The sequence below is a fragment of the Micromonospora inaquosa genome (assembly GCF_003857055.1).
In the GTDB taxonomy this organism is placed as follows: Bacteria; Actinomycetota; Actinomycetes; order Mycobacteriales; family Micromonosporaceae; genus Micromonospora; species Micromonospora inaquosa.
Genome location: NZ_QGSZ01000372.1, coordinates 1 through 14144 on the forward strand (window position 1 = coordinate 1; position 14144 = coordinate 14144).

At 70.2% G+C, this 14144-nt stretch carries 13 protein-coding genes; 9 read left to right on the forward strand and 4 right to left on the reverse strand.

The window, feature by feature from the left end:
- Positions 1–97 precede the first annotated feature (97 nt).
- Complete coding sequence (locus tag DLJ59_RS33700; RefSeq protein ID WP_124778156.1) at positions 98–3361, reverse strand: ATP-binding protein; 3264 nt, start codon at positions 3359–3361, stop codon at positions 98–100.
- A 168-nt stretch (positions 3362–3529) separates the two neighbouring features.
- On the opposite strand from DLJ59_RS33700, the gene DLJ59_RS33705 reads away from it, so the two are divergent.
- Complete coding sequence (locus DLJ59_RS33705) at positions 3530–3982, forward strand: helix-turn-helix domain-containing protein (RefSeq protein WP_124778157.1); 453 nt, start codon at positions 3530–3532, stop codon at positions 3980–3982.
- Positions 3975–4343: a DUF4180 domain-containing protein gene (locus DLJ59_RS33710; protein ID WP_124778158.1), complete on the forward strand. Its 369-nt coding sequence runs from the start codon at positions 3975–3977 to the stop codon at positions 4341–4343. Before DLJ59_RS33705 ends, DLJ59_RS33710 begins: the two co-directional genes overlap by 8 nt.
- A 5-nt stretch (positions 4344–4348) precedes the next feature.
- Here DLJ59_RS33710 and DLJ59_RS33715 read toward each other — a convergent pair whose 3' ends face one another.
- The gene (locus tag DLJ59_RS33715) at positions 4349–4984 is read right to left on the reverse strand and encodes an 8-oxoguanine DNA glycosylase OGG fold protein (protein ID WP_124778159.1); all 636 of its coding nucleotides are present in this window, start codon (positions 4982–4984) and stop codon (positions 4349–4351) included.
- A gap of 239 nt (positions 4985–5223) precedes the next feature.
- On the opposite strand from DLJ59_RS33715, the gene DLJ59_RS33720 reads away from it, so the two are divergent.
- Positions 5224–5877: a YwqG family protein gene (locus tag DLJ59_RS33720; RefSeq protein WP_124778160.1), complete on the forward strand. Its 654-nt coding sequence runs from the start codon at positions 5224–5226 to the stop codon at positions 5875–5877.
- 127 nt (positions 5878–6004) lie between these two features.
- On the forward strand, positions 6005–6226 hold the full coding sequence (locus DLJ59_RS33725) for a hypothetical protein (protein WP_124778161.1): 222 nt from the start codon (positions 6005–6007) through the stop codon (positions 6224–6226).
- 65 nt (positions 6227–6291) lie between these two features.
- Here DLJ59_RS33725 and DLJ59_RS33730 read toward each other — a convergent pair whose 3' ends face one another.
- On the reverse strand, positions 6292–7197 hold the full coding sequence (locus DLJ59_RS33730) for a hypothetical protein (protein ID WP_124778162.1): 906 nt from the start codon (positions 7195–7197) through the stop codon (positions 6292–6294).
- A gap of 208 nt (positions 7198–7405) precedes the next feature.
- Here DLJ59_RS33730 and DLJ59_RS33735 point away from each other — a divergent pair, with 208 nt between their 5' ends.
- Positions 7406–8290, forward strand: coding sequence for a fibronectin type III domain-containing protein (locus tag DLJ59_RS33735; RefSeq protein WP_244236375.1), 885 nt, complete (start codon positions 7406–7408; stop codon positions 8288–8290).
- A gap of 301 nt (positions 8291–8591) precedes the next feature.
- On the opposite strand, the gene DLJ59_RS33740 is transcribed toward DLJ59_RS33735, so the two are convergent.
- Positions 8592–9230, reverse strand: a complete 639-nt coding sequence (locus tag DLJ59_RS33740; protein ID WP_124778164.1) for a hypothetical protein — start codon at positions 9228–9230, stop codon at positions 8592–8594.
- A 60-nt stretch (positions 9231–9290) separates the two neighbouring features.
- Between DLJ59_RS33740 and DLJ59_RS33745 the strand changes: the two genes are divergently transcribed.
- The 4 genes from DLJ59_RS33745 (at position 9291) to DLJ59_RS33760 (ending at position 13956) form a co-directional block, all read left to right on the forward strand.
- A complete protein-coding gene (locus DLJ59_RS33745; protein ID WP_124778165.1) occupies positions 9291–9536 on the forward strand; it encodes a hypothetical protein in 246 nt (81 codons plus the stop codon).
- Between the two features lie 200 nt (positions 9537–9736).
- A complete protein-coding gene (locus tag DLJ59_RS33750) occupies positions 9737–10255 on the forward strand; it encodes a flavoprotein (RefSeq protein ID WP_124778166.1) in 519 nt (172 codons plus the stop codon).
- Positions 10256–10367: 112 nt separating this feature from the next.
- Positions 10368–13454, forward strand: coding sequence for a DEAD/DEAH box helicase (locus DLJ59_RS33755; protein ID WP_124778167.1), 3087 nt, complete (start codon positions 10368–10370; stop codon positions 13452–13454).
- 64 nt (positions 13455–13518) lie between these two features.
- Positions 13519–13956 (forward strand): VOC family protein, encoded by a 438-nt coding sequence (locus DLJ59_RS33760; protein WP_124778168.1) that lies wholly within the window; start codon positions 13519–13521, stop codon positions 13954–13956.
- Positions 13957–14144 lie beyond the last annotated feature (188 nt).

Below are 14144 nucleotides of genomic sequence, written 5' to 3' on the forward strand. Positions count from 1 at the left end.
CCCACACCCCGCGATCTTGCACTTGCTGTCCCGACAAGAGTGGCAAATCCACCCGAAGCGGCGACCGAAAGTGCAAGATCGCGGGGTGTGGGTGGCGTTAGAGCCGCCAGGGCAGCGGCTCGGCTGGCCGGTAACGGCAGGTGGTGCCGGTGGAGACGGAATCGCGCAGGTGGCTCGCCAGTGCCGGGTGTCGGTCGTCGAGTTTGCGTAGCGTGTCGCGGATTCGCGCGGTCACCGTCTTGCGGGCCCGTTCGGCCTCGTCGCCCAGGCGGCGGCTCCGACCGGCGAGGCCCGCCGCGGCGCGCAGCTCGTCGAGCAACGCACCCCGCTCGGCGTCCAGCTTGGACACCTTCTGGGCGTCATCGCGGGCGGCGGCCCGGTCGATCTCTTCGTCGAGGCGGGCCAGGTGCCGCCGGTAACGGGCCTTCGCCTCGTCGTCGAGGACCGGGTCGGCCCCCATCCGGCGGGCGGCGACCAGCTCCGGCCCGGCGGCCGGGTCGAGCAGCTCGACCGCTGGTACGTCGCTGCCCGGGTGGCTGAGCAGCAGGTGCAGGTCGTGCAACCCCTTGGCGTCGGGCAGGTGCACGACCACACCGGCGTGCGCGAGTTGCCAGACCGGCCCGTCGCGCCGAAACTCGTACCCCTCGATGGCCGGCACGACCGGCGCGGTCTGGCCCGGCGCGGTCTGGCCCAGCGCGGTCTGGCCTGGGCGGTCGGCGTCGGTGCGGGTCGGTTCCGCGATCCGGTGCAGCACCTGCGTCATACCGAGAGCCGATGCCTGCTGGGCGGTGGTGGCGCGCAGCGCGGTCACCGTCGCGGCGTCGCCCGGGTGACCCCGGCCGGCGAGGGCGTTCACGAGACCAGCACGGGCGATGAGCGACCAGGTACGGGCGCCCAGCCGGTCGGCGGACTCACGGGCGGCCGTGAAGCCGGCGATGGCGTCGTCCCAGCGCTGCTGGGCGGCGTCGATCAGGGCCAGCCAGTGGTCGACCGGGCCGCTGACATCGCAGCCGAAGAGCGCCACCATCCACTCTCCCCGGTGCGGGGCGAGCGCGGCCCGTGCGTCGTCGCAGCGCTGCGGGTCCGCGGACGCGGCGGCGGCCTGCGCGCGTAACCGTAGCCAGATCGGCGACACCGGACGCGGGTAGCGGATGGCGGCGGCCTCGATGCCGGCGGTCAGCCGGACCGCCGTCTCGCCGTCACCCCGTTCTGCCGCGGTGATCGCCCGCAGCAACTCCTGGTAGGGGTAGTCGATGGGGGCCAGCGCGTCCAGCAGGGTGTCGGCCTCGGCGAACCGACCCTGGAGCAGCAACCGGGACCAGCGCAGGTGATGGCCCATGAACCCGAACTCGGCATGGCTCGGGTCGGAGTGGTCGTCGAGGACCGTGAACCGCTCGTCGGCCTCGGCGAAGTCACCCCGGAAAGCGGCGATGATCCCGCTGTCGATGGCTGCCGCAATGCGGTGCTGGGCGGCGTCGCCGTGCCGGCCCACCCTGACGAAGGTGGTGAACTCCTCGTTGAAGTGCGGGTCGCCCAGTTCCAGCAGCGCCACCCAGCGCAGCGATGTGGCCCACAGCTCGGTCTGCCGGTCGCCCGTGCGGCGGGCCACGTCCCGGATCTCGGCGGTCAGCGCGGCGCGGGCCGTCGCGGTGCCCAACCCCCAGGTGGTGTCGTGGCGGGCCCAGAGGCTGAACGTGAGCGCCTCGTCGTCCTGCCCTCGACGGGCGATCGTTTCGGTGGCGGTGATCAGGTCGGCGACCAGCGCGCCGACCGACGCCGCGGCCTCCGGCTCGCCGATCAGTTTCCGGTACGCGTCGCGCACCAACTCCGCCGCGTCGATCGAGTGAGCGGTCTCCACCTGGCGGGCCCGGTTCACGATGAGGGCGACGCGGGCCAGCAACACCGGGTTGTCGAGTGTGCGAGCCAACGCCCCGGCCTCGGTGAGCAGTGCCGCGGACTCCTCCCGGCCGGCGTGGTGGTGTTGCCCCTCACCGAACTCGACGAGGATCCGCACGCGTTGTTCCGGGTCCTCGACGACCTCCAGCGCCCGGTGGAAGTGCACCGACGCCTCGTCGGCGGCCAGCCGGGCGAACGCGTCCCGGCCGGCGGCGACGAGCAGCGTGGCCACCCGGGCGCGGTCGAGTGCGGGGCCGGCGAGGTAGGCGTGGCGGGCGAGGTCGGCCGGGATCAGCTGATCGGTGAGCTCCCGCAGGTCGTCGACCGCCCGGACGACGGTGGCGTGCCGCGCCTGCCGTTCGTCGTGGGACAGCCCGTCGTAGAGGGTCTCCCGGACCAGGTCGTGAGCGAAGGCGAACCGGCCCCCACCCCCGGCGACCACCAACCGGGCGCTCACGGCACGGTCGAGCAGCCTGTCGACCTGCGTCACCGGGGCGGCGCCGCAGGCCGCCAGGACCTGGCGGTGGAACTCGCGGCCCAGCACGGCGGCGACGGTGAGCGCCTCGACCACGGCCTGCGGCAACTGGGCGAGACGGAGGAGCACCGCTTCCCGTACGCCGGGTGCGATCGTGCGGGCCGCGTCGTCGGCGTGCCACAGCCGGGCGGTCTGCTCGATGAAGAACGGGTTCCCCCCGGTGCGCCGGTGTACCTCGTCGACGAGGTCGTCGTCGGGTTCCCGCCCGGCGGTGCGTGCCATCAGCGCGGCCACCTCGTCGCGGGAGAGACCGGTGAGGGTGATCGTGGTTGCCTTCGCGACCAGCGGCATCAGCAGCGGACGCAGCGGGTGCTCGCCCGACTCGACCTCGGCGTCGCGGTAGGTGCCGACCAGCAGCAACCGCTCGAACCAGGTGTGCTGGGCGGCGAAGCTGAGCAGCCGCAGTGAGGCCGGGTCGGCCCAGTGCAGGTCGTCGAGGACGACCACGACCGGCCGCTGTTGGGAGACCGCGACCAGTGCGGCGGTCACCGCGTCGTACAGCGCGAACGCCTCCTGGTCGACGCTGTCCGTGTCGCCGTTGTCCGTGTCGACGCCGGCCCAGCTGGTGAGCCGGCCGGCCTGCTGCTTGCTGGTGTCGGTCTCGCCGAGCAGTGCCGCGAGGGCCGGCTCGGCGTCCGGTTGTGCCACAGCCCAGTCGTCGGCGGATCGACGCAGGCCGCGCAGCACCTGCACCCACGGCCAGTAGCCGGGGGCGCTGTCGGAATCCCAGCAGGCGGCGCCCAGCACCAGCGCGCCGCGTTGCCGGGCCTCGCGGGCGGCCGACGTGACGAGGGTCGTCTTGCCGATGCCCGGCTCGCCGGTAACCAGGACGAGGCCGCCGTGGCTGGTGGTGGCGCGATCCAACTCGGCGCGCAACAGGCCCGCAGGGTGATCCCGCCCGATGATGGCGTCGCCGCGCCGCGCCTCCATGGTTTCCAGACGGTACTGCAACCGTCCGACAGCGCGAGCGAGTTAGCCGGTCGACCTGCTCCTGGGCTTGCGGAGCGCGTGCGTTTGACCGGGCGCTTTCGAGCTGATCTCACCAACAAATCACCCCACCTGTCCCTAACCTTCCCTATCCACGTACGATGGGGAACGATGACGGAAGACATGTACTCAGTTGAGCAGGTCGCTGACCGGCTCGGGCTGCACGTGCGGACGGTGCGCGGCTATATCCGCTCGGGCCGGCTGCGCGCGGTGCGGATCGGCAAGCAGTACCGGATCGCCGCCAGCGATCTCGACGCGCTCACCGGTCAGGCCCCGGCCGCCTCCACCGCCGCCAGGCAGGCGGAGGTGTCGAGCATCGTCCAGATCGACGGCGTCGACCGGGCCGCCGCCGACCGGCTCGGCACACTCGTGCTCACCAGCGCCAACACCGGTCACGACCAGGCCAACCCGCTGCGGGTGCAGACCGTGTACGACGAACAACGCCACCGAATGAAGATCATCATCCTGGGTGACCCGGCCGCCACCGCCGAGTTGCTGCACCTGCTCGACGCCGTGCTCAACGCCGACAATGGCCTGCTCGACCGGGAGGTCCACGATGCCTGACCAGATCCAGGAACGCGCCGGGGTGCCGGTGCTGGTCTGCGACCCCGACGGCCCGCCGGTGGCCACCGAGCAGGATGCGCTGGACCTGATCGGGGCGGCGTTCCTCGGTGCCCAGGTGGTCGCCGTGCCAGCCAACCGACTCGATGAGCGCTTCTTCTCGCTGGGCACCCGCTTCGCCGGGGACGTGATGCAGAAGTTCGTCAACTACCGGGTGCGGCTGGCCGTCGTCGGCGACATCTCGACCCAGCTGGCGGGCAGCTCGGCGCTGCGCGCTCTGGTGCACGAGTCGAACCAGGGCGGGCAGGTCTGGTTCGTGCCCGACCTGGACGCGCTCGACGCCCGCCTACACGCCGGCGGATAGCCACCTCATCGGTCGGGCACGACCGCCATCTCCACCGCGTCCGGCTCCACTCCCCTGACCTGAGCCTGCTCGGCCGCCCACCGCAGGTAGGCCAACCACTCCTCGGACGACCAGCCGTTACGCCGGCCGACACCCGCCTCGGCCGGGAGCAGGCTGGCCACGACACGGTCGAGGATCAGGGGCTGCACACCGCCCACCCCACGTCGGTAGCCGGCGAAGTAGAGGACCTTCGTGAACAGGCCCGGCCCCAACCAGGGCAGGCGAGCGTGGTCGGGGTCGCGGAAGCGGCGGTACGCCGTAACCAACGCGTCCTCATCGGGCGCTGGCCTGGACACCTCTTCCAGCGTGTACACCAGGCGTTTGCCCTCCGGGTCGGCGTCGAGCGACCTGGCGGCGCGCCACGGGCCGTACCCGATGGATCCGTAAGCCCAGCCCAGCACGGCCGTCAGTAGTTGCCGTGGGCTCACGGCCCCCGCCCGGTACGCGTCGGCAACCGCGAAGACGTCACGCCGCCAGAGCTCGCCGGTCGTCGGAAGGCCCTCGGGCCACGCGTCGGGCGGTAGCCCCGCCCGCCAGCGGTCGACGTTCACGGCGACCGGGGCCCGCTCGCCCGGTAACTCCACACCTTTGGTCGTCTGCACCGTCGCCTCCCTCGGAGCGCGCGTTCGCGGAACTCCGTGGTTCGGACGCTATGGTCGGGCGCTCCCACGCACCGCCCGCCGACGGCAAATCGCGGTATCGACCGCAGGGGCGCCAGCGACACCCCGTCTGGCGATTCGAGGACGTCGCCCTGCTGACACAGGGCGGTGACGGGCCGGTCGTGGGCGCCATCCGTGGGCCCGTGATGCTTCCGGCCGACGCCGGGGACCCCGAGTTCCCCTTGATCGCCACCATCGACTGCGCTGCTCTTCCGGCAGACGTGACCGACCTTCCACTGCCGTCCGACGGCCAACTGCTGCTGTTCGGCTGGCCCGAAGAAAGCGGCTGGGGCGAGGTCAGGTATGTGCCGGCAGGGGTGGCGGTCGAAGAGCGTGAGCAGTATCCGGCTGACTTCCCTCCGGACGACGACGATTACGCCGAGGTCTACGAAGAAGTCCCGCCGGGCGATCTGCACCTCACGGTCGACATATCTCTGCCCTACGTCAAGACGATCCCGGGCCCCCCATGGTCTCCGCCGCTGCCGGGAGATCCCCCGTTCGAAGAAATGACCGAGGTATGGAAGGACGTCCTGCGCGACGTGCCGGACGGCGCGTTCTCCTTCGGAGGCTGGACGACGCCGCTGCTGTTGGGCGGCTACGGCACTGACTGCAACGGTTTCAACCCCGCGTGGTTGGGCGCCAACCCCTCGGGCCGGTCCGGCTACGACGGGTCGGTGCCCGGTGGTGGGCCACCCGACCATGGTGACTGGGTTCTGCTGGCCGAGTTCCACGGCGGCAGACAGGGCGGCGCGAGCATCCACTGGGTGATTCAGCGTGCCGACCTGAAAGAGCGACGCTTCGACCAGGCCAGCGTCCTCGTCTACTGGAATCCGTGACTCCGCTCGCTCCCGCGAGCGTCGACCGGGCCGATCACCACCACCCAGCGGACCGAGCCGGTCGGGACGACATTGGAGCTGACGAGGGCTCAGGACTAGCCGCACAGTGACCGGGTACGCGCGATCCATGGGTAGCCACAAGCAGAACAAACACGACAGCGGCGGCGAGTCGGCACGAGGCCGGCGGCATTCGGGCAGCGGCGCTCCGGGCCGCCAGGGCTCGCCCGTGGAGCACTCGCCCGACCAACGGCACCGCCGTACCGCGACCGGCGCGGCCGGCACCGAACGCGACCTGGGCCGGGCCAAGGTCTCAGGCGACGGGCGGATCCAGCGCCAAGGCGGCTCCTGAGCCGAGCACTCAGCCGGTGCAGCGGCTCGCACGTTCGCGGGGCTGCTGCACCGGCTGAGCGGTCTCTACGGTGTGGCACAGATGGCGTACGCCGTGTCGGACCAGTTGCCGGCGAAAGCGTCCTCCTCGTACGCGCCGGACGCGGCGGACGTCGGGGCGGTGGCGGGGCCGCCGTTGGGGCGGAAGTCGTCCACGATGCCCTCGCCGGTCACCCCGTTGAGCTCGTAGCCGGCACCGGTCAGCACTTTCCCGACGGGGCAACTCGCCGTGACGCTGCGGAAGTCGAGGGAGGTGCTGGCCCCCACGGCTGAGGTGCGTACCAGGCCCGCGAGGGGGTTGGCGCAGATCGCGTACGCGGTCGCCGACCAGTTCAGGGCCGTGGCGTCCGACTCGTACGCGCCGACGGTGACCGCGGTCGGTGCCGTGGCCACGCCGCCGTTGGGGCGGAAGTCGTCGACGACACCTTCACCGGTCACGCCGTTGAGTTCGAAGCCCGTCCCGGTCAACACTTTCCCGACCGGGCACGTCGCTGTGACGCTGCGGAAGTCGGTCGAGTTGCTGACGCTGGTTGTGGTGACCCGGACCAGGCCGGGCAGCGGGTTGGCGCAGATCGCGTACGCGGTCACCGACCAGTTCCCCGCGAAGGCCTCGGTTTCGTAGGCGCCGACGGTGACGGCCGTCGGGGCGGTGGCCGGGCCGCCGTTGGGACGCAGGTCATCGACGACGCCTTCGCCGGTCACGCCGTTGAGTTCGTAGCCGGTGCCGGTGAGCACCTTCCCGACCGGGCAGGTGGCCGTGACGCTGTGGAAGTCGGCCGAGTTGCTGACGCTGGTCGCGGTGATCCGCACCAGCCCGGGGACCGCGGCGGACGCCGGGCTCGCCGGGGCGAGCACCGCTCCGGCCGCGACAAGACCGAGCACGAGTACTGATGCTCGGACGCCGAACCGCCGGGTTCCGTTTCGAGTACGCATGTATTTCTCCCGTCTGAGGCCCGGGCGGGCGGCAGATGCGCCGCCGACGTCGAGGCCGTTCGTGATGACGGGTTCACGCTAGGTAGCCCCTCGACCAGGCATTATCTCCAAGCCGACTACGTCGCGTAGCGGACTGGGACTCGTCGGCGGCGTTCACTGGACCGACGGATGATGCATGGGCATCGATGTCTGTGCCTACCATTCGGCTATGCCTGCTCGCCGCGTCACCGCCACCATCGCCCTCGCCGCGCTGGCGAGCCTGCTCGCCGTCAACGCAGCCCGGGCCGACGGCCCGGCGATCAGCACCCCCGGCACACCCACTGTGGTGACCAACGAGCCACATCAACTCACGCTCAGCTGGGCGCCCTCCGCCTGGGTCGAGCCCGGCACGGAGCAGCCGATCAACTATGAGGTGCAGGTGCCGCTGGGGCCGAGCACGTACCGTTTCCTCGGCTCCACGACCGACACCACGATCACGCTGACCGACCTCGCTCCGGGCACGACGTACCGGATCGGGATTGCCGCCCGCGCGCTCGGCGGCTACTCCGACACCTCGCCCACCACCACCGTGCGCACCGCGGCGGGCCGCGCGACGGTCAGCTACCTCAACCTGGACTGGTCGCCGACGAACAACCAGATCCAGCACCTGCTGAAGGTGACCAACACCGGCACCGGACCACTGGACCTGAGCACGGTGCGGGTGCGCTACCACCTGCGCTTCGAGGGCGCGAACACCTCGTTGGTGCCGAACTGCGACTGGGCCGTACTGGGCTGCGACCGGGTCCGGCAGGCCGTGCAGTTCTTCATCCCGCCGGGCGGGCCGCCGGGCGGGATGACGACGCCAGCGCCGCCGGGCTACCCGCTCCCGGGAACGCCCGTCCCCGGCTGGGTGGAGCTGACCTTCACCGATGGCACGCTCGCGCCGGGCCAGTCGACCGGGCCGATCCAGCTCCGGCATCACCGGCACAGCTGGAGCGATATCGACGAACGCGACGACCCGAGCTGGCTCGCCGCCACCGGCCAGTGGACCGACAACGACCGGATCACGCTGGACGTCGACGGGGTACGCGAGTTCGGCGACACCTACTCCTGACCACTCCCAGCCACGCGCCGGGCGACCGGCAGGCCCCGGCTCCGGGTGGCGTTGTCCTGACGGACGTGATGCCTGTGAATCATCATGATGACTCACAGGCATCACGCTTCTCGGGGAACCAATCCGGGCCGTCCCACGCCCTGGCTCTGGCGTCCCAACGGATCAACGAATGCGTGCCACGGCCCGCCGGTGCCGAAGCAGCGCTTCAGGGTCCGGCAGGTCTTCGGCACTCCCCGGTAGGCGGATCCGCCGACCGTGGTAGCAGGTCGTGCAGGGTCAGCGCGGAGCAGGAGGCCGTTGTTCACCCGGACGCTCTTGCCACCGGCAGCTCTTCGACGTGGCCCCACTTGAGGTCAGCGCCTCCGAGCAGAGCCGCCTCACCCCAGGAAACCCGGAGCAGACCCTCGTCGGAGTTGCAGGCGAAGCCGACGAGCAGCACCCTCGGCTCGTCGGTCAACTGCTCCACGGCCTCCCGAAGGGGTGAGCGGTCGCGGGCCTCCTCCGGCGTGAGCGGCATCAACGGCAGAGTGACCTCCTCGTGGCTCGGCTCAGGCCCGAAGAGGATCAACAGGTCCCGGATCAGCCGGTTGAGGTCCCGGCCAGGACGGGCGTCGCGCATGTCCAGATCGCTCCGCGTGGCGTACCGCCAGGGCAGCAGAAGGTGGCCCCGGCAGATGGTGACCCGCACCTGCGCACCCGGTGGGTGCACACCCACCACATCGGGGAGGTCGTGCAGAAATTCGTGCAGCACCTCGTACTGCTGCTTCCACCGGACCGGGCCGAACGCATGATCAGTGTCCAGCTCTGATGCATCACGGGCGTCCTGGGCAAGCTCGACCGCGCGACGCAGCGCCGCAGGGATCTCCGTACGCAATGTGGTTGCCAGCGGCAGCCCGAACTTTTCGATCGACCACCGGGACGGACCATCAGCATCCTGCACGTCGCTCACCCCCCGCACTGAGACGAACACGCTCAGGTATAAAGCGTCTCATGTTGATCGATGGATGAGAAGGCGCGGCTATCGGTGAGTGAAGCCTTTGGGCAGGTGGAGACGGGCGGTGGGGATGCCGAGGGCGAGCAGCAGCGGTCGCGCATTGGCCAGTATCGCGGGTGGGCCGCAGAGGTAGACGTCCTGGTCCAGAAGTCGGCGGCGGCCCGCACGTCGACCGACTCCCAGGCGGCGACCAGGCTCGCGCGGGCTGACTCGTCGTCGATCACGGTGGGCAGGCCGGCTCCAAGTCGTTGACTCATGGGCTGGCACCGGGGCGGGCGGGAGGAGCTGCGCCGTTGAGGGCCGGCGCAACTCCGGGACAAGGAACCCGCCCCGGGCCATGCGTCGACTGTCGCGGCTGACCAGGGACGACGGCATGTCACGGTGATCATGGGCGGCATGCATAATCGGTATGCGCTCGACGTCGCGACTGCCGAATCGGGCAGACTGCGGGCATGACGGAACGTCCCGTGCTGTATCTGGTCGTCTGCGCCGCGGGTCCGGCGGAACACATCGACGAGCTGGTCGACCTCCTGATCACCGACGGGTGGCAGGTGTGCATGATCGTCAGCCCGACCGCAGCGCCGTGGCTCGACCGTCAGGCGTTGCAGGACAAGACCGGCTATCTCGTACGCGTGGAGTGGCGGATGCCCGGCGACCCCGAGCCGCACCCGCCAGCCGATGTGGTGCTGGCCGCGCCCGTCACGTTCAACACGATGACGAAATGGGCGCTGGGCATCAACGACACGCTGGCGCTCGGCGTCCTCAACGAATCGCTGGGGGCAGGATTGCCGATCCTTGCCTTCCCGCACGTCAAGACTGAACTGGAGGCGCACCCGGCTTACGCGGGTCACCTGGCGGTGCTGCGCGCTGCCGGCGTCGCCGTCGCAGACGGGAAGCCGCTGAACCCGACGCACGGCCCGGAGCGTTGGGGCGTGGTCATCGAGGCGCTGCGGGCGGCGCGCCCGTCCTGAGCAGTTGTAGTCCGTTCGCTTCTCCGGATGGATTCTGTCGATGACCCGACACGGGGAACTGGACGCGCACTCAGGGCAGCATCCCAACACGAGTGCCGGCTACCTTGCCAGGATGACGGATCTTGAGCGGGGTGTTTACGAGCACCTGATCACTCGCGAGCTGGCCAACCAGCTCCAGCACGTCGACCCCGCGCTGATCCAGCACCACAAGCTCGACCTCGCCGACGCGCACACCACCCTCGCCCGGCACGTCGCCACCCTGGCCGCCCGCGCCCTCCAGGCTGTCCCCAGCGGCGACAACAAGCTCCACCACCAGGTCAACCTGGCGAACCAGATCGCCGACGCCATCGCCGCCCTCAGCCCGAAGGCCGCGACGGAACAGGACCAGGTCACCGACGCGAAGCACCTGCTCCACGCCATCGCCGCCCCACCAACCCCACCCGCGGAGCCCACCTTCCCGCAGCGCCCCACCACTCCGCTCTCCACCGGCGCGCTGCTGGTCAATGGCCGTCACCAGCCCCGCATCGGCCACGAGGTCAACCACGAGATGGCGTCGGCCGAGAGCGTCGACCTGCTCTGCGCGTTCATCAAGTGGTACGGCCTGCGCGTCGTCGAGCACGCCATCCGCGACCTGATCGCCCGGGGCGGCAAGGTCCGCGTCATCACCACCACCTACCTCGGAGCGACCGATCAGCGGGCGCTCGACCGACTCTCCGAGTTGGGTGCCGAGGTCAAGGTGTCGTACGAGACGAGGACCACCCGGCTGCACGCCAAGGCGTGGCTGTTCCGTCGCAGCAACGGCACCACCACCGCGTACGTCGGCTCGTCGAACCTGTCGAAGACCGCGCTGGTCGACGGCGTGGAGTGGAACGTCCGCATCTCGAACATCGAGCAGCCACACGTCATCGACACGTTCACGGCGACGTTCGAGGACTACTGGAACGACCCGGCGTTCGAGGCGTACGACGTGGTCAGGGACGCCGAACGCTTGCGGCAGGCACTCACCGGAGAACGCCGCGATGAGTCACCGACCGAGATCTCGAACATCGACGTACGCCCGTACCCGTACCAGGCGGAGATCCTGGCCGACCTGGATGCCGAGCGGTTGGTGCATGGGCGGTGGCGCAACCTGGTGGTGATGGCGACCGGCACCGGCAAGACCGTGGTCGCTGCGCTGGACTACCGCCGGCTGCACCGCAGTAACAAGGCGGACTCGCTGCTCTTCGTCGCTCATCAGGAGCAGATCCTGCGGCAGAGCCTGTCCACGTTCCGGCAGGTCATGGGCGACGGCAGTTTCGGCGAGACGCTGGTCGCTGGCGAGAAGCCGAACGGCTGGAAGCACGTCTTCGCCTCCATCCAGTCGCTGCACCGCCGGGAGGTCGACCCCGAGGCGTACGACATGGTGATCGTGGACGAGTTCCACCACGCCGAGGCCCCGACGTACGCGCGGCTGTTGGAGCGGTTGCGTCCCCGCGTACTCCTGGGGCTGACGGCGACGCCCGACCGAGCCGACGGCGGCGACGTCCGCCGGTGGTTCGACGGTCATGCGGCCGTTGAGCTGCATCTGTGGGAGGCGTTGGAGCGGCAACTGTTGGCGCCGTTCCAGTATTTCGGGCTGCACGACGACGTGGACCTGTCACACGTCACCTGGAAACGCGGCCAGGGCTATGACCTGGCCGAACTCACCACCCTCTACACCGCCGACCACGCACGGGCAAGGACAGTGCTGCGTGCGGTCCGCGAGAAGGTGGATGTCGGGCGGATGCGAGCTCTCGGGTTCTGCGTGAGCATCAAGCACGCGGAGTTCATGGCCGCCTGGTTCAACCAGCACGATGTGCCGGCGGCGGCAGTCACCTCGGGGGTCGACCGTCTGACGCAAAAGACGCTGTTGCGGGACTTCAAGGCCGGCAAGCTGCGGGTGCTCTTCACCGTGGACCTGTTCAACGAGGGCGTCGACCTGCCGATGGTCGACACGATCCTGATGCTGCGGCCCACCGAAAGCGCCACGATCTTCCTGCAACAGCTCGGTCGTGGTCTGCGCCTCGACGACGACAAGCCCTGCCTCACGGTGCTCGACTTCATCGGCGGGCAGCACGCCAACTTCCGCTTCGACCTGCGGTGGCGTGCCCTGACCGGGGTGAGCCGGCGGGCGATCACCGAGGCGGTCCGCGACGACTTCCCGAGCCTGCCCAGCGGCTGCCATGTCGAGCTGGACCGGGTGGCGAAGGAGGTCGTGCTCGCCAACCTGAAGAGCGCGCTGCCCACCTCGAAGACCGGCCTGGTGACCGAGCTGCGGCAGCTCGGCGACGTCAGCCTGACGACGTTCCTGCGCGAGACCGGCCTGGAGGTCGAGGACGTGTACCGGTCGGCCAGCATCGGCGGCTGGACCGGGCTGCGGCGGCTCGCTGGCATCGAAACGTCCGCGCCCGGCCCTGATGACCGGGAGTTGGGCCGGGCCATCGGTCGGATGCTGCACACCGACGACGTCGACCGGCTGGAACTGCTGACCCGGGTCGCGGCCGGACCGCCCGCGCCAGGTCAGCAGGTGTACGCGGGCAACAGCCGACTGCTGGACATGCTGCACTTCAGCCTCTGGGGGCCGAACGCCCCCCTCGCAATGCGCGACGAGCGACTGGCACGGCTATGGAAGGAACCGGCCCGCTGCGCCGAGTTGCGGCAGGTCGCCGAGGTGCTGCGGGACCGCATCCACCGGGTGACGCCGACCGCCGCTGCGGGTGCGGTGCCGTTGCGGGTGCACGCCCGGTACAGCCGCAACGAGGCGTGCGCCGCCTTCGGGATGACCAACCCGGGGTCACTGCGCGAGGGGGTGAAGTGGCTGCCCGACGCCCAGGCCGACCTCTTCTTCGTCACCCTGGTCAAGTCGGAGGCGCACTACTCCCCCACCACCATGTACGCCGACCGGGCCATCACCGACACCCTGTTCCAGTGGGAGTCGCAGAGCACCACGTCGGCGGCGTCGGCGACCGGACTGCGCTACAGGTCGGGCGGCTCGACCGTGCACCTTTTCGTTCGGGAAACCCGCATCGCCGATCGCGACCTGGGCGCGCCGCCGTACCTCTACGCCGGCACCATGACGTACGACTCGCACACCGGCGACCGACCCATGCGCGTCCTGTGGCACCTTGACCACGCCCTACCCGCCGACGTCTACGCCACCGCCCGGACGATCGCCGCCTAGCCCTGCACAGTCACTGCTATGGGATGAGGGGTGCGAGCATGCTCCCGGCGTTAGGTTAATGACCATGGAGCAGCGGATCAGCCTGATCACCCTGGGAGTCGCGGACGTGGCCCGCGCGAAGGCGTTCTACGAGCAGCTTGGCTGGCGGGGCCAGGAGGTCGAGGAGACTGTCTTCTTCCAGGCCGGCGGCCTGGCGGTCGTCCTGTGGGGCCGTGACAAGCTGGCCGAAGACGCCGGCATCGAAGGGCCGGGCACCCGAGGCTTCGGCGGGATGACCCTCGCCCAGAACGTCCGCTCCCGGGCTGAGGTCGACGAGGTGATCGCCACCGCGACCAAGGCTGGCGCGACGGTGACCAAGCCGGCCCGGGAGACCTTCTACGGCGGCTACGCCGGCTACTTCGCCGACCTGGACGGTCACCTGTGGGAGATCGCCTGGAACCCGGGCTTCACCCTCGCGGAGGACGGCACCCTGACCGTTCCCGACTTCAGCGCCATGAACTAGAAAAAACGCCGAAAGCACGGACGCTGATCAGGGGGCTGGAGACGGGCAGAGCAGCGGGTCCAGCAACGGCAGTTGAAGCGGGTCCAGACAGATCGTCAGCAGCCCCGGATCCGATGAAGGCGTCGCCGTAACACTCGCGGTCGGCGTTGGTGTGAGCGACGCGACGGGCGGTGTCGGCGGGGCTGACG